22 protein-coding genes are annotated in these 18676 nt (G+C 52.3%); 17 read left to right on the top strand and 5 right to left on the bottom strand.

Features of this window, described 5'->3' with window-relative positions:
* The first annotated feature begins 43 nt into the window (after window positions 1–43).
* From acpS to tsaE, 3 genes are read left to right on the top strand one after another with little or no spacing between them, the layout of a single operon-like run.
* Window positions 44–424, top strand: a complete 381-nt coding sequence (acpS, locus tag TDIS_RS07855) for a holo-ACP synthase (protein WP_068671057.1) — start codon at window positions 44–46, stop codon at window positions 422–424.
* 1 nt (window position 425) lies between these two features.
* A complete protein-coding gene (locus TDIS_RS07850) occupies window positions 426–1994 on the top strand; it encodes a bifunctional ADP-dependent NAD(P)H-hydrate dehydratase/NAD(P)H-hydrate epimerase (protein ID WP_068671055.1) in 1569 nt (522 codons plus the stop codon).
* Complete coding sequence (gene tsaE, locus TDIS_RS10865; protein WP_084271024.1) at window positions 1978–2481, top strand: tRNA (adenosine(37)-N6)-threonylcarbamoyltransferase complex ATPase subunit type 1 TsaE; 504 nt, start codon at window positions 1978–1980, stop codon at window positions 2479–2481. Before TDIS_RS07850 ends, tsaE begins: the two co-directional genes overlap by 17 nt.
* Here the strand turns inward: tsaE and glk are convergent.
* Genes glk through TDIS_RS07825 form a run of 4 tightly spaced genes read right to left on the bottom strand, consistent with a single transcriptional unit; the run spans window position 2375 to window position 5062 of the window.
* A complete protein-coding gene (gene glk / locus TDIS_RS07840; protein ID WP_068671051.1) occupies window positions 2375–3313 on the bottom strand; it encodes a glucokinase in 939 nt (312 codons plus the stop codon). The two genes, tsaE and glk, sit on opposite strands and share 107 nt — an antisense overlap.
* Window positions 3314–3841 carry an OmpH/Skp family outer membrane protein gene (locus tag TDIS_RS07835; RefSeq protein WP_068671049.1) on the bottom strand — a complete coding sequence of 176 codons (528 nt, stop codon included), beginning with the start codon at window positions 3839–3841 and terminating at the stop codon, window positions 3314–3316.
* 22 nt (window positions 3842–3863) lie between these two features.
* On the bottom strand, window positions 3864–4481 hold the full coding sequence (gene pal / locus TDIS_RS07830; RefSeq protein WP_068671047.1) for a peptidoglycan-associated lipoprotein Pal: 618 nt from the start codon (window positions 4479–4481) through the stop codon (window positions 3864–3866).
* 17 nt (window positions 4482–4498) lie between these two features.
* Window positions 4499–5062 carry a hypothetical protein gene (locus tag TDIS_RS07825; protein WP_068671045.1) on the bottom strand — a complete coding sequence of 188 codons (564 nt, stop codon included), beginning with the start codon at window positions 5060–5062 and terminating at the stop codon, window positions 4499–4501.
* A 61-nt stretch (window positions 5063–5123) separates the two neighbouring features.
* On the opposite strand from TDIS_RS07825, the gene TDIS_RS07820 reads away from it, so the two are divergent.
* Genes TDIS_RS07820 through holB form a run of 8 tightly spaced genes read left to right on the top strand, consistent with a single transcriptional unit; the run spans window position 5124 to window position 12423 of the window.
* Window positions 5124–5999: a YicC/YloC family endoribonuclease gene (locus TDIS_RS07820; RefSeq protein WP_068671043.1), complete on the top strand. Its 876-nt coding sequence runs from the start codon at window positions 5124–5126 to the stop codon at window positions 5997–5999.
* A gap of 49 nt (window positions 6000–6048) precedes the next feature.
* Complete coding sequence (locus TDIS_RS07815) at window positions 6049–6987, top strand: magnesium transporter CorA family protein (protein WP_068671041.1); 939 nt, start codon at window positions 6049–6051, stop codon at window positions 6985–6987.
* A gap of 28 nt (window positions 6988–7015) precedes the next feature.
* Window positions 7016–7762, top strand: coding sequence for an undecaprenyl-diphosphate phosphatase (locus TDIS_RS07810; RefSeq protein WP_208595686.1), 747 nt, complete (start codon window positions 7016–7018; stop codon window positions 7760–7762).
* Entirely contained in the window at window positions 7749–8753 is a 1005-nt protein-coding gene (locus TDIS_RS07805; RefSeq protein ID WP_068671037.1) for a S1C family serine protease, read from the top strand. The genes TDIS_RS07810 and TDIS_RS07805 overlap by 14 nt, the downstream gene beginning before the upstream one ends.
* Window positions 8750–9385: a class I SAM-dependent methyltransferase gene (locus TDIS_RS07800; RefSeq protein WP_068671035.1), complete on the top strand. Its 636-nt coding sequence runs from the start codon at window positions 8750–8752 to the stop codon at window positions 9383–9385. The genes TDIS_RS07805 and TDIS_RS07800 overlap by 4 nt, the downstream gene beginning before the upstream one ends.
* A complete protein-coding gene (prmC, locus tag TDIS_RS07795) occupies window positions 9385–10218 on the top strand; it encodes a peptide chain release factor N(5)-glutamine methyltransferase (RefSeq protein WP_084271023.1) in 834 nt (277 codons plus the stop codon). Before TDIS_RS07800 ends, prmC begins: the two co-directional genes overlap by 1 nt.
* Window positions 10215–11534 carry a UDP-N-acetylglucosamine 1-carboxyvinyltransferase gene (gene murA, locus TDIS_RS07790; protein WP_068671033.1) on the top strand — a complete coding sequence of 440 codons (1320 nt, stop codon included), beginning with the start codon at window positions 10215–10217 and terminating at the stop codon, window positions 11532–11534. Before prmC ends, murA begins: the two co-directional genes overlap by 4 nt.
* Window positions 11476–12423 (top strand): DNA polymerase III subunit delta', encoded by a 948-nt coding sequence (gene holB, locus TDIS_RS07785; RefSeq protein WP_068671031.1) that lies wholly within the window; start codon window positions 11476–11478, stop codon window positions 12421–12423. The genes murA and holB overlap by 59 nt, the downstream gene beginning before the upstream one ends.
* Here the strand turns inward: holB and TDIS_RS07780 are convergent.
* Complete coding sequence (locus TDIS_RS07780) at window positions 12400–13020, bottom strand: FmdE family protein (RefSeq protein ID WP_068671030.1); 621 nt, start codon at window positions 13018–13020, stop codon at window positions 12400–12402. The genes holB and TDIS_RS07780 overlap by 24 nt on opposite strands.
* A gap of 185 nt (window positions 13021–13205) precedes the next feature.
* On the opposite strand from TDIS_RS07780, the gene speD reads away from it, so the two are divergent.
* From speD to TDIS_RS07750, 6 genes are all read left to right on the top strand, one after another.
* Window positions 13206–13664 (top strand): adenosylmethionine decarboxylase, encoded by a 459-nt coding sequence (gene speD / locus TDIS_RS07775; RefSeq protein ID WP_244147497.1) that lies wholly within the window; start codon window positions 13206–13208, stop codon window positions 13662–13664.
* On the top strand, window positions 13665–14531 hold the full coding sequence (gene speB, locus TDIS_RS07770; RefSeq protein WP_068671028.1) for an agmatinase: 867 nt from the start codon (window positions 13665–13667) through the stop codon (window positions 14529–14531).
* 18 nt (window positions 14532–14549) lie between these two features.
* A complete protein-coding gene (locus TDIS_RS07765) occupies window positions 14550–15896 on the top strand; it encodes a sigma-54-dependent transcriptional regulator (RefSeq protein WP_068671026.1) in 1347 nt (448 codons plus the stop codon).
* Window positions 15886–17031, top strand: a complete 1146-nt coding sequence (locus TDIS_RS07760; RefSeq protein ID WP_068671024.1) for an ATP-binding protein — start codon at window positions 15886–15888, stop codon at window positions 17029–17031. The genes TDIS_RS07765 and TDIS_RS07760 overlap by 11 nt, the downstream gene beginning before the upstream one ends.
* Before the next feature lie 117 nt (window positions 17032–17148).
* Entirely contained in the window at window positions 17149–17853 is a 705-nt protein-coding gene (locus TDIS_RS07755; RefSeq protein ID WP_068671022.1) for a MamS/MamX family magnetosome protein, read from the top strand.
* 11 nt (window positions 17854–17864) lie between these two features.
* Entirely contained in the window at window positions 17865–18671 is an 807-nt protein-coding gene (locus TDIS_RS07750; protein WP_068671020.1) for a DUF4405 domain-containing protein, read from the top strand.
* The last annotated feature ends 5 nt before the right edge of the window (window positions 18672–18676 follow it).

The raw sequence follows: 18676 nt of genomic DNA, 5'->3' as shown, positions 1-18676 counted from the left end.
TAGCACTAAAAGTCAAGTCGAGTTTTGGTATAATTACTGAAACATGCTTTGCGGGTTAGGTGTCGATTTGGTAGAGGAAGGCCGGATCAGGAAGCTACGGGAGCTTTATGGAGAGAGGTTTCTCGGTCGAATTTTTACGGAGGAAGAAGTGGCCTACGCCCTTAAAAAGAATCCTCCCGACAGCTCGCTGGCCGCGGCCTTTGCGGTGAAGGAGGCCTTCGGTAAGGCCTTGGGAACTGGAATCTCTGGATTTCGGTTCAAAGAGGTAAGTCTTGTGAGGGATCCGGTTTCCGGCAGGCCAGAGGTTCGTCTTTATGGTCGGGCCGAGGCCCTTTTTCGGAAAAAGGCCAACCGTATCTGGGTCTCGGTGACCCATGAAGCTGGATTGGCGGTCGCCGTAGTGGTCTTGGAAAGGGAGGTTTGAGATGCGTCTGGTTTATGCCGCCGAGATGCAGACCTTGGATCGTTACACTATCGAGGAGGTAGGTGTCCCGGCCGAAGTCCTCATGGAGAATGCCGGTCGGGGGGTGGCCGAACTTATTTTGGAAAGATTTCGTGAGGAGGCCTACCGCGGAACTCTTATCTTCTGCGGTCCCGGGAACAACGGGGGAGATGGCCTGGTGGTGGCCCGGCATCTCCATCAGCATGCGCTACCGGTGAAGGCGGTGCTTATGGCCCCGGAGGAGAAATATCGAGGAGAGGCCGGGATAAACCTTCGGGTGGCCCGCTATGCGGGTGTCCCTATGATTTGGGCCTTAACCGAGGAGGCGGTAAAAGAGCTTTTTGCGGAGATTCGTTCTGCCGGTCTTATCGTGGACGCCCTTTTCGGGACGGGGCTTTCGAGAGAGCTTTCCGGGCGTTTTGCCCTGGCGGTAAAACTAATCAACGGAAGCGGGCTCCCGGTGGTGGCGGTGGACATGCCCTCCGGACTTTCAGCGGATACCGGGAGGCCTCTGGGAGTGGCTATTCGGGCTACCCTTACGGCCACTATGGCTCTTCCCAAAGTGGGGCAGGTGATCTACCCCGGAAAAACCTATGTGGGCGAACTTCGGGTAGTGGATATCGGTATGCCGCGGAGAGTAATTGAGGAAAAGGCCCCTCTACGGGAATACTTGGATCGGACCTGGGCGGCTTCAGTTCTCAAGGTTCGGTCTCCAGATACCCACAAAGGCACTTATGGACATGTGCTTATTCTAGCTGGCTCCCGGGGAAAAACCGGGGCCGCGGTGCTTGCGGCCCTGGGGGCCCTCTGTGGAGGGGCCGGTTTGGTTACCCTGGCCTCGGCCAGAAGCCTCCAGGATCTCTTTGCCGGATATGTCCCCGAGATCCTCACTGCGGGGCTTGAACCCGAAACTCTAGAGGCAGAACTCACTCCTGAGGCCGCAGAAAGTATCCTTGAGCTTGCCTCTCGCATGAAGGCGGTGGTCCTTGGGCCTGGTTTCGGGCTTTCTGAAGAAGCTAAGGCCCTTTCTCGGAGACTAGCGATGGAGCTTCCAGTGCCTACCGTGCTTGATGCCGATGCCCTTACGGCCCTTGCCGGGGACCTCGAACTTCTCAAAGAGTCCCGGGGGCTGAGGATTATCACACCTCATCCCGGAGAGATGGCCAGACTCCTTGGAAAACCCAAGGATGAGATACAGGCCGATCGGCTGGCGGTGGCCAGAGCCGCGGCCGAGACATCCGGGGCGGTGGTGGTGCTCAAGGGCGCGGCCACGGTGGTAGCTTCCCCGGATGGTCGAGAGGCGGTAAATGCTACCGGAAATCCTGGTATGGCCCAAGGCGGGATGGGAGACGTGCTTTCGGGATTGATCGGGGCTCTACTGGCCCAGGGATATGATTCCTTTGAGGCCGCCTGCCTGGCGGTCTATCTCCACGGGGCCTCCGGGGATGACCTTTCTCGTCGCCTTGGGCCTTATGGCTTTACGGCCTCCGAGGTCGCCCGCAATCTTCCGCGCGTCTTGAGGACACTTTCTTTCTATGGGCAAGGTTTATAGGACTAAGAGCGCCGAGGAGACCGAGGCCCTAGGAGAGGCCCTGGGGCGGAGGCTTGTGTCTGGAGATCTGGTTCTCCTTTACGGTGACCTTGGAACCGGGAAAACCACTTTCGTGAAAGGGCTGGCTCGGGGCCTCGGTGTCCCAGAGGAAACCTATGTAGTCAGTCCCTCCTTCGCTCTCATAAACGAGTATGAAGGGCGGGTGCCCCTCTACCATGTGGACCTTTACCGGCTCTTACCGGAAGAGGTCGAAGATCTCGGCCTCTGGGATCTCCTTTCGCGGGGAGTAATGGTAGTGGAGTGGGCCGAACGGCTTGAAGATGCCCCTCCTCCACGTTTCCGGGTCCACTTCGTATACCTTTCGGCGGACGAAAGAGAGATCAGCCTCGAAGGGGAGATGGATGACGATAAAATTCGGCCGCTCCGAAAAGGGCCGGATAGGGATGAAGTACCACCTTCACCGGAATCCGGAGCAGAAGATCTCTGAGTCGTCCTTTGTCCGAGAAAGCCGGAAGAAACTCCTCTTTTAACCATGGAAGGAGGGTTGGCGATAGTCCTCCGGCGAGATATACCCCCCCTAAGGCCAGACTCTTTAAGGCCAAGTTTCCGGCCTCTCGTCCAAGGATCCTCACCAATGTTCTTACGGCCTTTTCTGCCGGAGGATACCCTTTTCGTGCAAGATCAACCACCTCTTCGGGGCTCTTCTTTTCTCCTACCGAAAAGAGCTCATGAAGCAGGGCTAATCCCGGTCCGGAAAGTATTCGCTCGAGACTAGCGTGTCCGAAACGGCGCTTACACTCTTGATAAATATGCCATTCCTCTTCGTTATCGGCCGGAAACTCCGTGTGGCCACCTTCGGTAGGCAAAGCCAGGATGAATTTTTTTGTGCGTACCAGAATGGCCTCCCCCAGGCCGGTTCCCGGGGCCACGATGGCCGAAACCTTACCGAAAGGCGGCCTTCCACGCTGTAGAATTTCTAGATCCCGAGACTTGAGTTTGGGAATACCATAGGCCGCAGCCTCGAGATCATTGAGAAGGTAGACCTTCTTGAAACCGAAGGCCCGCCGGAGATTTGCAACCGATACTTGCCAGCCTAGATTGGTGAGGTGGACTTCTTGTCCCAGAACCGGACCGGCTAAGGAAAGGACCGCGGCCTCAGGACGAGCTCCGGTTTCCTCAAGATAGATCCGGATGAGATGGCCTACCCCTCGGAAATCTTTCGAAGGGTAAATCTTCAATTTTTGAGGACGAAGGGGCCCGCTTTCCGAAAAAAGGGCTAACCTCGCCCGTGTGCCCCCTAGATCTCCGCAAAGGAGCATCTATTTTTCAGCCTTAGAGGATCGATACTGATCGTAGAGTTCGATCACGTGCTGGGTGATCTCCACCCCGGGGGAGACCCAGTAGACTCCAGGCATGTTCTTTTCGATAATGAGATCGTAGCCTTCCTTCTGGGCCATTTCCTTTATGACTTTTTCAAGATCCTTAAAGATGGGCTGGAGGGCCTTCTTCTCCGCCTCCTTCATTTCATACTGGGCATCCTCCTGCTGGGCCCGGAATTCCCGAATCATTTTCTGGTATTCCCGTTGCTTTTCCGCCCGGGCCTCTTCGGAAAGAAGCGGGGCCTTTTTTTCAAACTCGGCTTTGAAAGCTGCGATTTCTTTTTGTTTGGCTTCCAGCTGCTTTTTTAATTTTTCAAACTTGGCCTGGAGCTGAGTCATGGCCTCCTGGCCGGCCTTGGAAGACCTGACTACCTTCTGGAGATCAATCACGCCTATCTTGAGATTTTCTGCCAGAGCGGTGCCGAAGCTGAGGCTGAAAATAATAAAAAAAAGCAGTAACTTTTTCATCTTTTCCTCCTTTATTTAATTTTTAATAGGTTTCTTTGATAATAACTAAATCTACCCGACGGTTGAGGGCCCAGGAACGTTCGTTGTGCCCGGGGGCAAGCGGTCTTTCCTCACCGAAGCTTACGGTGGAGAGCCTGTCTTCCGCCACCCCTAGGTTTACCAGAAAGCGCTTGACCTCAAGGGCCCGCTTCTCTCCTAAGGCTAGGTTATAGTCCCGGTCGCCGCGCTCGTCACAGTTCCCCTGAAGCTCTACCCGGTATTCCGGATGGGCCACCAGAAAACGGGCATTCTCTTTAAGTCTTTCGATCATGTCCTTACGGATACGGTAATCGTCAAAATCGAAGAAGATGGCCTTAAGGGGAGGAGTGCTCCGACCATAGATCTGCCAGCGTTCCTCTGGAGGAAGTTTCTCTGCCCTGTGAGCGGCTTCTTCTAAGCTTTCCTCGGTAAATTCGGGGGAAGTTTCGATCGCCGAGAGCTTTCCTGTTTCGGTTTCTTCAGGTTGAGGAGAGATCGCTTCCGGAGGGAGCACCTTTTCCGTAGCTGGAGCTTCTTCCGGAATGGGGCCTACCGGTACCTCCTTTTTGGCACAACCGACAAGTAAGAAAATAAGCCCTAGAAAAATCACCAGTCCTTTCATGATTCCCCTCCCAATTCTTAAATGTAGCCGGTAAGATCTAATTCCTGCATGAAGTCTCCGGTCCAAAACTCGAGTCGGGACCGCATGAGACTAGTGATCCGATAAAGGAGCGTGAGTTCATCGTTCAATATCTGGGTGATGTGGATCATCTCTTGTTCCGGGACCTTTTTGTGAAGTCTCCGGCAAAAATAGTCTCGGCAGAGCATAGGGCGGGCGAAGATCTTGCATCCTAGAGGCCCAACAAAAAAGCACCTTCCGGGAACTTCCCTATCTTTTGGGAATTCTACTCCTAGTAAGCGATTCAAGAGCAAAATCAATACCGTGCACTCGTTCTCTAAACCTATTTTGCAACAACCTAGGCCTTCTTCAACGCTACAGAGATAACATTCCCTAAAGGTACCCGCGGCTTCCATGGCCTGGTTAGATTTTTCTACCGCCTGGCGGTAGGCCTTGAGAAGCTCTGGGAGTTCTGGGTCTCGTAAAAGACTTTCTCCCCAGAGATTGAAAAGTTCCTCGGCTACGGCCATTTTTTCCTCAATGAGCTTGGTGGGATCAGGACGCCTTTCGCGGAGATACCGCATGCCCTTTTATTTAACACAGAGGGGGAGTAAATAGAAGGGCAAATTTTGTCGGAGGTTCGAGATGAAAAGTATGACCGGTTTCGGTAGAGGAGAGTACCAGGGAAAGGGCTTTAGCCTCCAGGTGGAGGTGAAGAGCCTTAACCATCGTTTCATGGAAATCATTTTGCGCCTTCCCCGCCGCTATCACGTCCTGGAAGAACGTATCCGTCGAGAAATTCAAGCCCGGTTTAATCGGGGGCGCTTTGAACTCCAGGCCCGTCTGATCGGCACCCCATCTGAGACGGCCCTTCTTTTCGTAGATCGGGCGCTAGCCGCCCAGTATTTGAGGACTTTAAGAGAGCTTAAAGTTGAGTTTGGTCTTTCCGGAGAAATCGAGGTAAGGGATCTCCTACGTCTTAAAGAAATCTTTACCCTGGCCGAAGCCCAACCGGAGATAGAGACTTTGTGGCAGGAATTCGAGCCGGCTCTGACAGAAGCCCTTGCGGCACTTTCGGAGATGAGGAACCAGGAGGGAGTCTATCTCAAGGAAGTTATTTTTCAGCACTTAAAGACCCTGGATGAGCTCCTGTTACAGATTGAAAACATCAAAGAAAAACATTTTGAGGAGGCTCGCCGACGGCTTGAAGAGCGCATTATGAGTCTCCTTGGGGACAAGGGGTTCGATCCCATAAGGCTTCATCAGGAGGCGGCCATCCTGGCCGACCGTCTGGATTTTACCGAGGAACTTGACCGTTTGAAGAGCCACCGAGAACATTTTGCAAAAGCGATAGAGGGAACCGGCCCCCACGGCCGTAAGCTCGACTTCCTTTGTCAGGAGATGTTTCGGGAGATAAATACCCTGGCCAACAAGGCAGCCTCGGCCGAGATCTCTCAGCTTGCAGTAGAGGTCAAGGCCGTTATCGAAAAAATACGCGAACAGGTGCAAAATATAGAATGATCTTCCTAAGGTTGACCGTAAAGCGTTTAAGGGGTTAGATAGAGGAGCCATGCTCAGGATTTATCGTTCTGAAAACGGTTTTCTAGTCCCAGCGGAAAAGATAAGCCCCCATTCCCTAGTAGTCCTTACTGCACCCACCGAGGAAGAACTCCACTATATGGAGAACAAGCTCCGCATCCTTCCGGATTTTCTGAAATACCCTCTCGATGCCGAGGAAAGGCCCCGGATCGAGGTCGAAGAGAAACAGCTTCTGGTGATCTTTCATGTGCCTGATCCTCGGCACGAGGGCGACATCATTCGTTACGAGACTATTCCGGTGGGTATCATCCTTACCGATGAAGCTGTTGTGGCCCTCTGTCTCAAGGAAAATCTGGTCTTCGAAGAGGTGTTGGCCCTCTCCGGCAAGACTTTTGCGGTGGACCTTGAGAGGCCCACGACCTTCATCTTCCTATTCTTTTATTGTGTAGCCAATCTGTATCTGCGTTATCTACGCTTGATCGATCGCCTTATAGACGACTATGAGGCCGAACTTCACCGCTCCATGCGAAACCGAGAACTCTTGAAGATTCTTAGCTTGGAGAAGAGCCTGGTCTATTTCAATACTGCGCTTCGGGGCAATGACGTCGTGCTCATTCGCATACAGTCCGGCCGCTACCTCCGCCTCTCGGAAGAGGACTTCGAGATGCTTGAGGACATCCAGATTGAGAATCGACAGGCCATGGAGATGGCCAAGATCTATTCTGACATTTTAGGCAACACCATGGATACCTACGCCTCCATTATCGGAAATAATCTCAATATTGTCATGAAATTCCTTACAGCTATTGCCATTGTTCTAGCTCTCCCGACCCTGATATCAAGTATCTATGGTATGAATATTCGCTTGCCTCTCCAAGACAATCCGCACGCCTTTTGGATATTGATGGGGGCGTCCTTTTTTCTTTCAGGTTCGGTGGTGGCTTATTTTATAAAAAAACGCATGTTTTAATCTTATGAAAATTGTGGAAGCATTTTTTTTGGGATTGGTTCAGGGGGCGACAGAGTTTCTCCCGGTCTCAAGCTCAGGGCATCTTATTTTGACGGAGGCCTTCTTTCGTGTCCGAGCAGGGTTGGCCTTTGATACCTTTATTCACTTGGGGACCCTCATGGCGGTTCTCATCTATTTCCGCAGGGACTGGCTGATGATTATTTCCTCTTTTAGAAGACCTGGCTTCGGAAGGTTGCTATTCCTTATGCTTTGCGTGGGGACTATTCCCGGAGCTGTGGCTGGCTTGTTCCTTGAGGATATAGTTTCGGCCCACTTTCGAGTGCCGGAAAGGGTGGCCTTCATGCTGATTCTCATGAGTTTACCCCTTTTGGCTGGCGAATTTTTCGGCCGAAAGGATAAAAGTCTTCGGGAGCTTGGTTTGTTGGGGGCCGCAGTCATTGGTTTGGCTCAAGCCCTGGCCCTCATTCCCGGGACCTCCCGGAGCGGAATCACCATGGCTGCCGGGTTACTTCTCGGGCTTTCAAGAGCCGAAGCCGCCCATTTTTCCTTCCTCCTCTCCGCGCCTATCATCACCGGGGCGGGTCTTTTTGAGGGCGTCAAAATCTTATCTCAGGGCGAATTGCCTTTTTTGACTCTGTTTTCCGGGGCCCTGGCCGCTTTCCTATCTGGTTGGCTGGCCATCTCCTTCCTGTTGAGTTTTCTCCAAACCCGGAGTTTTTATCCGTTTATCGTTTATCGACTCCTTCTGGCGATGCTGGTCTATGCAATCTTTTAGGCTGAGCGTAGTAATTTTTTTAATACTTAGCCTTTTAAAGACGGCTGGAGCCGCTTCGGAGCTAGACTTTTCAAGAGTAGTTACAGTACTTACCAAACCCGTGCCAGCCACGGCTCTCTACCGTAACGATAAAACCCTAGGGGCGACTACGGGCTTGCTTTTGCCCGGAGGGCGTTATGTAGTGGCTCCCTATTCCGAGGTTAAAGAAGCCCTTTTCATCGAGGTTGTCCTTCCAGATGGAGATTCTCTGTCCGCCAGATTTAAAACCTACGACCAATTTACGGAACTGGCCTTTTTAGAACTGGAGCACCAGATTCGGGAGAAAAGAAAACTCACCTATACCCGGAGAACTCCAGTCCCAGGCGAGAGGGTTTATCTTGTAACCCGCAGGGGGGAGCTTGAGGTTTATCCGGGATGGGTGGTCAGAAACCCAAGCCCTTTAAGGGTTCACGGATATCTTCGAGAGGACTATTTCAAGGTCTTCTCCCCGGCCGTTTATTCGGGGCCGGTTTTTAATGCCCGAGGAGAGTTTTGCGGTTTTTTGGTATCCCTGCCTTCAACGGTAGGAAAATTTGAAGCCTTAGTGGAGTCTGGACGCACGATTAGGCTCGCGGTGGAGCGTTTTTTGCAGGAGGGCCGAGTGACCTGGGCCTGGCTAGGGGTGGAGACCGTACCTATAAGTGCTTCCCTGGTAAGGGCTTTGGGAATCCCGAGCCGGCGGGGTCTCCTGGTTACTAAAGTCTATCCTAGGAGTCCGGCTGCCAGGGCCGGGCTTAGGGCCGGAAGGGCTACCAAATCTGTGGGAAACCGCATCTATCAGATAGGGGGGGACCTTATTCTCAAAGTTTCGGGACTTCCGGTGGAACGGCCCGAAGAACTTTTTAATTTAGTCCTTTCAAAGAGACCGGGTGAGACCCTTGAACTCGAGATTTTGCGGAGAGGCAAAAGACGGTATATTGCGATAAAACTCTCAAGGAGACCGGAGAGATGATTAAAGATCTTTCCCTAGTTAAAGAGCCTCTTCGCGTAAGGGACAAGGAGATTGTGATCTTCAGACCAGCGGATCTTAGCCCCTTTTTTGAGGGAGAGAGCGTTAGAGTTTCGGAGTTTCCTTTCTGGGCCAAGCTCTGGGAGGCGGCTATCGTGCTGGCGGACTTTGTGGCTACCCTTACCCCTCCCAAAAAGATCCTTGAGATTGGAGCCGGTTTGGGGGTGCCGGGCCTCGTGGCTGCAGCCTTTGGACACGAAGTCACCCTTACGGACTACGATGAGGTGCCACTGGAGCTCATCCAGCGCTCCGCGCAGGCCAATGGCCTTTCCGTAAAAGTTGCCAGACTGGACTGGTTTAAGCCCGATGACCTGGGAGAATTCGAAATCATCATTGGGGCCGAAGTGGTCTATGCCGGTAGATTCTTTCAGCCTCTCTTCGATCTTTTTAGGCACTATCTCCTACCAGGAGGTGAGATTTATCTGGCCCACGACCGGGAAAGGCTCAGGGTGCTCGCGCCTTTTATCAAAATGGCGGAGAATCAGTTTGATGTGGCCACTAGTATTCGTCGTCTCCGGTCCGGAGAAGATCAATATGAGATTATTCTAAATCGTCTGCGTCCCAAAGTTTTCTGATGACCGTCTCCGAGGCTCTAGCCCTGGGGAAAAAGTTTTTCCTCTCCCGGGGGTTTGACGCCAGGGACGCAGAACACGAAACCCGTCTCATCCTGGCCTTTCTCCTTGGCCTCCGGCCTCTGGATCTTTATCTTCGTTTAGATAGCGAGGTCCCAGAGGGACTATTCCGGAGACTACTTGCCGAACGGGCTTCCGGCAAACCCCTGGCCTATGTGCTGGGAGAGGTGGAGTTCTGGGGGCGGACATTCAAAATTCGTCCCGGAGTCCTCATCCCCAGACCGGAAACCGAGATCCTAGTGGAAGCCTTCCTCAAGGCCAAAGTTCCCGAGGGCCCGGTGCTTGAGCTCGGAGTGGGCTCCGGGGTGATTCTTGTTACCTGTCTCCTGGAGCGAGCTGGGCTAAAAGGGCTCGGGATCGACATCCAAGAGGGGGCCCTTAGACTGGCCTTAGAGAACGCCAAACTCCACGGAGTGGCCGAACGGATGTTTCTTGTGCGGGGCGACTGGCTTTCCCCTCTAAGGTTCGGTCCTAAATTTTCGGCCTTAGTATCCAATCCTCCTTATGTGTCCGCAAGGGATCTCTCCGGTCTTTCTCGGGAAATCCTGGATCATGAACCCCTTGAGGCTCTCTATGGGGGGTGGGATGGTTTGGCCTTTGTTCGGAGAACCCTTGAGAAAGGCCCTGGTTATCTCAAACCCGGGGGTAAGATCTTTCTTGAAATCGGTTACGATCAGAGAGAGGCCGTGGAAGAGATTTGCCGAAGATGTGATCTTAAGGTTTACTTTGAAAAAGACCTTTCGGGTATAGCCCGGGTGGCGGTGGTGGAGAAATGAGGGCCTTCTTTGAGATTGAAGGCGGTTTCCCAGTTTCGGGCGAAATAAAGATAAGCGGGGCCAAAAACGCCGTACTTCCGGCCCTGGCAGCTACCCTCCTTTCCCCTGGAGTCTATCGTTTCACCAACGCCCCTAGAGTGAGCGATCTTTGTACCATGCTTGAGCTTCTTTCCCATCTAGGGGCGAAGTGGTGGGAAGAAGGGCAAACTCTTCTAGTGGATACTTCTGGGGTGACGGAATTTGAGGCCCCCTATGATCTTGTAAGGCTTATGCGCGCCTCGGTGTTGGTGCTCGGGCCCCTCGTGGCCCGGTTTGGAAAGGCCCGGGTGGCCCTTCCCGGTGGGTGTCCCATTGGCAAACGCCCGGTTGATCTCCATCTCCGGGGGCTTGAACGCCTGGGGGCTCGGATAGAGATTTCACACGGTTACATTTTGGCTTTTGCGGAAAAAGGTCTTTCCGGAACGGAAATCGTCCTAGATATCCCCTCGGTTACGGCCACCGAAAATTTGATGATGGCTGCGGCCCTAGCGAAAGGGCGCACAGAGATCAGGAACGCCGCCCGGGAACCCGAAGTAGTCTTCCTCGGAGAAATGCTTTTGGAGATGGGGGCTAGGATCGAAGGCCTAGGGACCGAACGGATCGTGATCTACGGTCGCGATGATCTCTCCCCTCCTCCTTCGGAAGTAAGAATCATCCCGGATCGTATCGAGACTGGAACCTATCTCGTGCTTCCGGGTCTTACGGGCGGAGAACTCGTTCTCTCCGACACCGATGTCTCTTTCCTTGAAGCCCCGCTGGAAAAGCTTCGGGAAGCTGGTCTTGAGATCGAGACGGAGTCTCATCGGATCTTTGTAAGGGTTTCTCGAAGGATTTGCCCTCTCAAGGTGGTGACTGCTCCCTATCCAGGTTTTCCTACCGACCTTCAGGCCCAGATCATGGTCCTTATGACCCGGGCCAAAGGAGTTTCCCTTATCACGGAGAACCTTTTTGAAAATCGTTTTCAGCATGTCTTTGAGCTCCGGCGTATGGGGGCGGAGATCGAGGTTGACGGCCGAACCGCCGTGGTAAAAGGACCGGTGAGACTCCAAGGAGCCGAAGTCGAGGCCTCGGACCTTAGAGCTAGTGCTTGCCTGGTGCTAGCGGCTCTTGCGGCTGAGGGTGTGAGCCGGGTCTACGGGCTTGAGCACCTGGATCGGGGTTACGAAAGGATGGCTGAAAAGCTTTCCTCTGTAGGGGCCCGGATAAGAAGAGGAAGAGATGAAGCCGAGGAGTTGGGAAGAAGTTGTTGGTCAGGAGCCAGCCGTAAGGCTTTTTAAACGCGCCCTCGCCTCCGGCAAATTGGCCCAGACTTATCTTCTGGTAGGCCCGGAGGGTACTGGTAAGAAGACCTGTGCCTTTCTTTTGGTGAACTATCTTTTCTGTTCGGAGTCTTCGCCCTGTCATGAATGTACCAACTGTCAGAAACTATCCCGGGGAGTACATCCCGATCTTATGGTCCTGGACCCCCAGGGGGAAAATATCAAGATCTCTCAGGTGCGAGAGGCCGAAAATTTTATGAGGTTCAGGCCCCTTGAGGCTCCGGCCAAAGTGATTTTGATTCTTTCGGCTGAACGGCTTACTCCTGAAGCTGCCAATGCACTCCTAAAGTCCTTGGAGGAACCTCCCCCTTACGTTCATTTCATTATTACTGCAGTATCCACCGATACCCTCTTGCCTACCATTGTTTCTCGGTCACAGGTGGTGCGTTTCCGGGCCCTACCCCCGGAATTGGTGACAAAGATGCTCATCGAAAGGTTTGGTAGAGAGCCTGAGGAGGCCCAAATGCTGGCCCTGTTATCTGAGGGAAGCCTTGGGCGGGCGCTCTCCTTTGCGGAGAAGGGGCTACTTGAGGAACTCAACCGGGTGGTCTCGGTGGCCCGGATGAACGATCCGGCTCTGAAACTTAAGGCTGCCGAGGGGCTTGCTCAACGCAAAAAGGATCTGCCAGAGTTGATCTATCTTTTGAAACTCTGGCTCTGGTATTCCTATCTCAAAGCCAAAGGACTTTCCGAATACCCCAGAGTCTTTCCTGAACCTGCCCCCGCGGAGGCGATTAAAATTATTTCCTTTACGGATCGTATCTTAGAGGGTTTGGAACGTTATGCCAATCCGGAGTTGAGCCTCCTAGCTCTGATACTGGAGTTATCCTGTTTGCTCCAGAGGTAAGGTCCTTTTTACTCTGAAATACCCCCCTTCGGCACAGGGACGGCAAAGGATGCGGCCTTCCTTTTCTACTTCGCGTCCGTCCTGGACATGGATTCCGCAGACCTCGCATCTTACACGTTTTTTGGGCCTTCCCGGAAGATCGAATTCCGAAACCTCCACTTCTACTTCCTGCACCAGAAAAAGTTCTTCTTCCGGCATGACACGGTAGGCCTCAAGCTGACGACGATATTTGTCCTCGATTTCCGGGAAATAGCGATCAGCAAGTTCCCGAGCCTCCTCCCGGGCGATTACCCGATAGGCCTTGCCGGTCTCTAGATTTAGAAAAGTGGCGGCCATGATGCCGTAGTCGCAGAATTTGAGACTTCGCTTGCCGAGACTGGCTCCGGTTACGGACTGGATGGCATCTGTGGCGCAGCGATCTATTTCTACGAATACTAGGAATTTCTTGCGATCTTTTCCTTTCGGCTCTTGAATGCCGATGAGGCGTAGGCCCAAAAGGGCCAATCTTACGCCCAGAACCTGACCGGCACAGAGGTGTCCATGCACACGTACTGATTCCTCAAGGATCTTTTCAAAAGGGACTTCAAAGATGTTCATTTTCGGTTCTCCATGACCGTTTTTTTGAGAATCATACCATATTTATGTTTTGACATCCCAGGGGTTGACAAAGGGGAAAAGGTGGGTATTTTGTGTCTCGCCCAGGGTGGCCATCTAAGGGGTGGCTGCCCTTAATTTTTTGGCTGGGGCGGGTTTTTTAAGGAATTAAGCGAAGGAGGGCCGCCATGGAAAAGAAATTTATGGATTCGGAAAAGGTGGAGTACGGTTTCGGGCAGCATCTCATTCTTGACGGCTATGGTTGCAATCGGGAAAAGCTTATGGACTTGGATTTTATTTACAATTTTCTGAGTGAATACCCGTCCCAAATCAATATGACTAAGATTATGCCTCCTTATGTCTTCAAATATTATGCTCCGGTGCCCGAGGATTGGGGTATTTCAGGCTTCGTGATTATTGCTGAAAGTCACATTAGTATCCATACCTTTCCGGAAAAGCTTTATATGAGCGTGGATATCTTTTCCTGCAAGCCCTTCGATGTGGACAAAGCCATCGAGGATATTTCTCGACTCTTTGAAGTCCAGAAGAGCGAAATCCGGCTTCTTGATCGGGGCCACGAGTTTCCGCGTTCCATTCGGGCGGTGGAGCGTTTCATCCGGACCGAAAGGAACCAGCTTGCGGTCTAGATGAGACGGACCTTTCTGGGGCTACCCGAGGTCCGAGAGAAGGCTCGGGTAGCCCTCATTCCTGCTCCCTACGACGCCACTACTTCTTGGCGCCCAGGGACGAGAGAGGGCCCGAGACGTATCCTAGAGGTTAGTCCTTATCTCGAGTTTTTTGACGAGGAAACCGGAAGCGAACCTCACCGTAACTTGGGTTTCTATACCTTTCCGGAGCCCGAACTTCCGGTAGACCCCGAGAAAGCCATTCTTACTATAGAGAGCCTGGTCTGTAAGGCCCTGGACGAACAAAAGTTTCCGGTTCTCCTCGGGGGTGAACACACCGTTACCCTTGCGGCTCTGAGGGCTTTAAAGGAGCGCTTTTCGTCATTCAAAATCCTTCAGATAGATGCCCATCCAGATTTGAGGGATGTTTACCAGGAAACTCCCTTCAGCCATGCTTGCGTTATGCGGCGGGCTTATGAGATGGGCCTTGAGGTGGTGGCCGTGGGAATACGGACGGCCTCCCGGGAGGAATACGAACTCATTCAGAGGGAAAAACTTTCTGTCCTGTGGGCCCGGGACCTCAAACGGGACTTTGAAGCCGGTCTTGCAAACTTGAAAGACCTTTTGGGGGAGGGGCCGGTTTACGTGACTTTAGATCTTGATGGTTTTGATCCCGCGGAGGCCCCCGGAGTGGGCACTCCCGAGCCTGGAGGGCTTACCTGGTATGAGGTCCTCGAAATTTTGAAGTTGGCAGCCTCCTTCCGGGTCATTGGTTTTGATGTGGTAGAGCTTTTGCCTATTCCCGGAGATCCCCGTACGGAATACCTGGCTGCCCGTCTGATTTACAAGTTCCTAGCTTATTTGGAAAGGGGCCTTCGGACGTCTTAAAATGTTTTCTAAGCTACTATGAAAAGAAAAGAGGTCGACTCCGGTCCCGAAGGCGATAGCCTGCGTATCCTGATAGTAGAAGACGAGAAGATCCATCGCGAACTTCTGCGGAAGACCTTAGAGGAAGAAGGATATCGCGTTTGGAGTGTGCCCAGTGCCGAAAAGGCCCTGCCCGTGTTGAGCCAAGAAGAAATAGATGTGGCCATTTTGGATGTCCGGCTTCCGGGGATGAGCGGCTTGGAACTCCTTGAGCGTATAAAAGAGAAGAGTCCAGAAACCGAAGTCCTTATCATTACAGCCTTCGGTGAGATAGAAGACGCAATTTCTGCGATCAAGGCCGGGGCCTTTCACTATCTGGTAAAACCTTATGAGCCCGAGGTCCTCCTTAATTTGGTGAGAAGGTGTGGGGAACTCGTTAGTCTAAGAAGACCCCGAGAGCCGGGGCCTTTGGTTTATCGTTCACAGGTAATGAAGGATCTTCTGCGGCAGGCCGAGATCTTTGCCCGGCCCGAGGCCCCCATTCTTATTCTAGGAGAGTCCGGAGTGGGAAAGGAGCTTTTAGCCCGTTATATCCACGAAAAAAGCGGGCGTAAGGGTCGGTTTGTGGCCGTGAATTGTGCGGCCTTGCCTGAGCAACTCTTCGAAGCCGAACTTTTTGGTTATGAGCGTGGGGCCTTTACCGGGGCTGAAACTTCTCGGTCGGGTCTGATCGAAGAAGCCCAAGGCGGTACGCTTTTCCTTGACGAAATCGGAGAGATGCCCCTTGTTCTTCAGAGCAAACTCCTACGGTTCCTCCAGGAAGGCGAATTTCGTCGTCTAGGCAGCAATAAGATTCTGAAAAGCGACGCCAGAATCATAGCGGCTACCAATGAAGATCTTAAGGCCGCGGTCTCTCGACAAAAATTTCGAGAGGATCTCTATTTTCGCCTGAATGTCCTAGTCCTAAAGATTCCACCCCTTCGCGAACGAAAGGAAGATATTGCTGAACTTGTTGCTTATTTCCTGCGGAAGTTTAACCAGAAATACCAAAAAGATGTAAAGATCACCCCGGAAGCTATGGAAGAGCTACTCCGTTATTCTTTTCCGGGAAATGTCAGGGAGCTCGAGAATCTTATCCACCGGGCGGTGTTGGTAAGCGGCAGGGAAATTACTCCCGAAGTTCTTGGACTTGAGACTAAGGGCGAGTCGAAGATCGATCTGCATCTTCCGCTAGGAAAAGCCCTCCCCAAAGTCCTTGCCGACGTGGAGAAGCTCCTTCTCAAGGAAGCCCTAGAGCAGACTGGCTATGTGCAGACCAGGGCTGCCGAACTTCTGGGGATAGACGAGAAGTCCCTACGTTATAAACGCAAAAAATATGGCATCTAGACGTTATCTCTTTCTCTTTTTTACCGTACTTTTGGCCTTGGGTCTGGGTTTTCTTTACGATTTTTACCGTTTGAAGAAGGAATGGGAGAAATTTTTTTATTTGACGCTGGAGGAAGAAAAACGGCGTATTTATTCGGTTCTCAAGGCCACTGTGATCTCTGGAGGCGATCCTGTGGAAACCCTTGCAGAATATATGGAGGATTCCGACCTTCTCAAAGGGGCAGCCCTTATCCTTTCCGGAAGAACCATCATCGTTCCGGGGACGGACATTCCTCCCAAAAATCTGATTTACACCCTGGAACTCAACCCCTTCGTATTTAAACTCTACTTCTCGGGGGAGGTCTTTTACGAGATCAAACGCCATTTCTACATTGAACTCAGCTTGTGGTTACTCCTCAATTTCATGGGGTTAGGGTTAACCCTTTGGTTGCTCAGGAGTTATTACGAAAGCAGACTGATCCTTGCTCAGGAAAGGGCCGAAGCCGAACGGCTAAAAAGCGTATCCCTGGCCATCGCATCCATGCTTCACGAGGTCAAAAACGCCCTGAATAACCTCAATTTTGCGGTCTTTCGCCTGAAAAAGAAGACTTCGTCCGAAGAAATAAAAATCCTTGAGGAGGAAATTAGGCGACTCACCCTTTATCTGGTAGAGGTCTCCGATTTAAGGAAGCCTCTGGCTCTAAGGCCTGTTGAAACCAGAATAAACGATTTGATAAAAGAGATCCTCGGAGAATTTTCCGAAAGAGTAGAAGATCTTGGAGTCGAAACCGAGGTCAGACTTGCGCCCGCAAAACTTTCCGTTGATCCTGAAAAGATGCGCGTGGTCCTTCGAAACCTTATTAGAAATGCCCTGGAGGCCCTGGCTCAGGCACCTCCTCCCCGCAGAATGAGGCTTTACGGGGACGTTGAGGGCGAATTTTATCGTATAGAGGTGGCCGATTCTGCAGGCCTTCTTCCCGAGACCACCGAACTTTTCAGGCCCTACAAGAGCCAAAAACCCGGAGGCTTCGGTCTCGGCCTCTTCAATGTCAAGAGAATCGTAGAGGCCCACGGTGGAAGCGTCAAGGCCGAATTATGTTCCGGTTGGACCGTTTTTACCATTAGACTTCCCCTCGGAAACTTTTCCGAAAAATGATCCCTTTTTCGGAAAAGTTTCCGAGGTCAGAGACCTCGGAGCCGCTGTTTTTAAAGGTTTAGGGTTGGCATACCCTTTGCTTAATTTTTGCTAAAAAGGAAAAAGGAGGTCGTAGGTATGAACACGAGAAAAATTGAAATATTTAGTTTGCTTTTTCTTCTAATATGGTTCGGAGCCGCCTTTGGAAAGGGTCCCGGGGTTCCTATGCAGGAGGTGGAGGGCACGGTCAGGGAGATCCGGGTGGAAAAGGCCTCTCCCAAGGCCAGGTTCGGCTTCGTGACCGCGTTGGTAGCCACCGAGAAAAAGGAAATAAAGGTGAGGCTTTATCCCGAATGGTGGAAGCTCAAGCCTCCCTTTACTACGGGAGACCGGATCAGGGTTAGAGGCTGGATTCCCCCACGTACGGCCTTTGCCGGTCAGCCGGTTTTGGTGGCGGCGGAGGTAAAAAATCTCGATACCGGGGCGGTCCTCGTGCTGCGAGAGGGGCCAGGCAAGCCCTGTTGGAGAACTAGTCTGAAACCGCTGGTCTATTCCGGGGAAATCGTGGCCCGGAAGAGCAGCCCCGGTATAGGTCGGCCTCAGATTAAATGGTTGGTAATAGAAGTAAAAAATAGTGAGGGCCGGGTGGCTACCTTCAGGATTTCTCCCCTTTGGTTAAACGATTATCCGGAGCTTAAACCTGGCGAGAAGGTGGAGATCTTGGCCTACCAGCCTCCATTCTGGGCTGCTCGCAACATAGACGAATACATGGCCTGCCGGATCGTACTCCTCAAAGACGGCCGGACTTTGAGCCTTAGAAAATGCCCTCAGGAAAACAAATAGGGGGATCTGGGATGAGAAGCTTTGTTAGCCTCTTTCTCTTCTATGCTCTGGGGCTCACGGTCCTAACAGGACTCGTGCTTTATATCATGCCGCCTGGCCGCGTGGCCTACTGGACGGACTGGCGCCTTCTGGGACTGGGAAAGGATCAGTGGGAGGCTATCCATATCCTCTTCGGGGTTCTCGTGATCTTTCTTGCGGCCTGGCATTTCTATCTGAACTGGAAGCCCTTTAAACGCTATCTGGGCTCGACAAGGGCCCCGAGCAAGGTTTTGGTTTCCCTGACTCTGGTTACGGTGGCTCTTACGGTCCTAGCGATAAAGGATCTTCCGCCGGCAAGCCTGCTAATGAGCCTCCAGGAAAGATTTAAAGCCTCTTGGCACAAGCCGGCAGTTCCTCCCCCAGTGCCTCACGCTGAACTTCTTTCTCTCGAAGTCGTTGTCAAAAGAGAGGGTCTTTCCCTGCAAAAAACTATACAGGTCTTAGAAGCTCGAGGGTTTAAAATTCCCTCTTCCCAAATGTCTCTCAAGGAGCTTGCCCGTCTAAACAAGACCTCCCCAGCGGATCTTTATTTGATAATCATCAGTCAGAAACAGAGCGCTTCCACCGCTAAGGGTTCTGTAGCACCGGTCATCGCCCATCCTGGTAAGCGAACCCTAAAGGAGGTCTGTGAGCTCTTCGGGCTTGACCGTAAGACCTGTGAGGGGATTCTTAAGAAACACGGAGTGCGCCCAGATTGGAATAGCCCTCTAAGGGAATTAGCCCTTTCCCATGGTGTTACTGCCTGGGATATTATGAAATGGCTCAGGGAAAATAGATAAGGAGG

The organism is Thermosulfurimonas dismutans, from assembly GCF_001652585.1.
Taxonomy (GTDB): Bacteria; Desulfobacterota; Thermodesulfobacteria; order Thermodesulfobacteriales; family Thermodesulfobacteriaceae; genus Thermosulfurimonas; species Thermosulfurimonas dismutans.
This window is presented reverse-complemented; position numbering and strand designations above follow the sequence as displayed.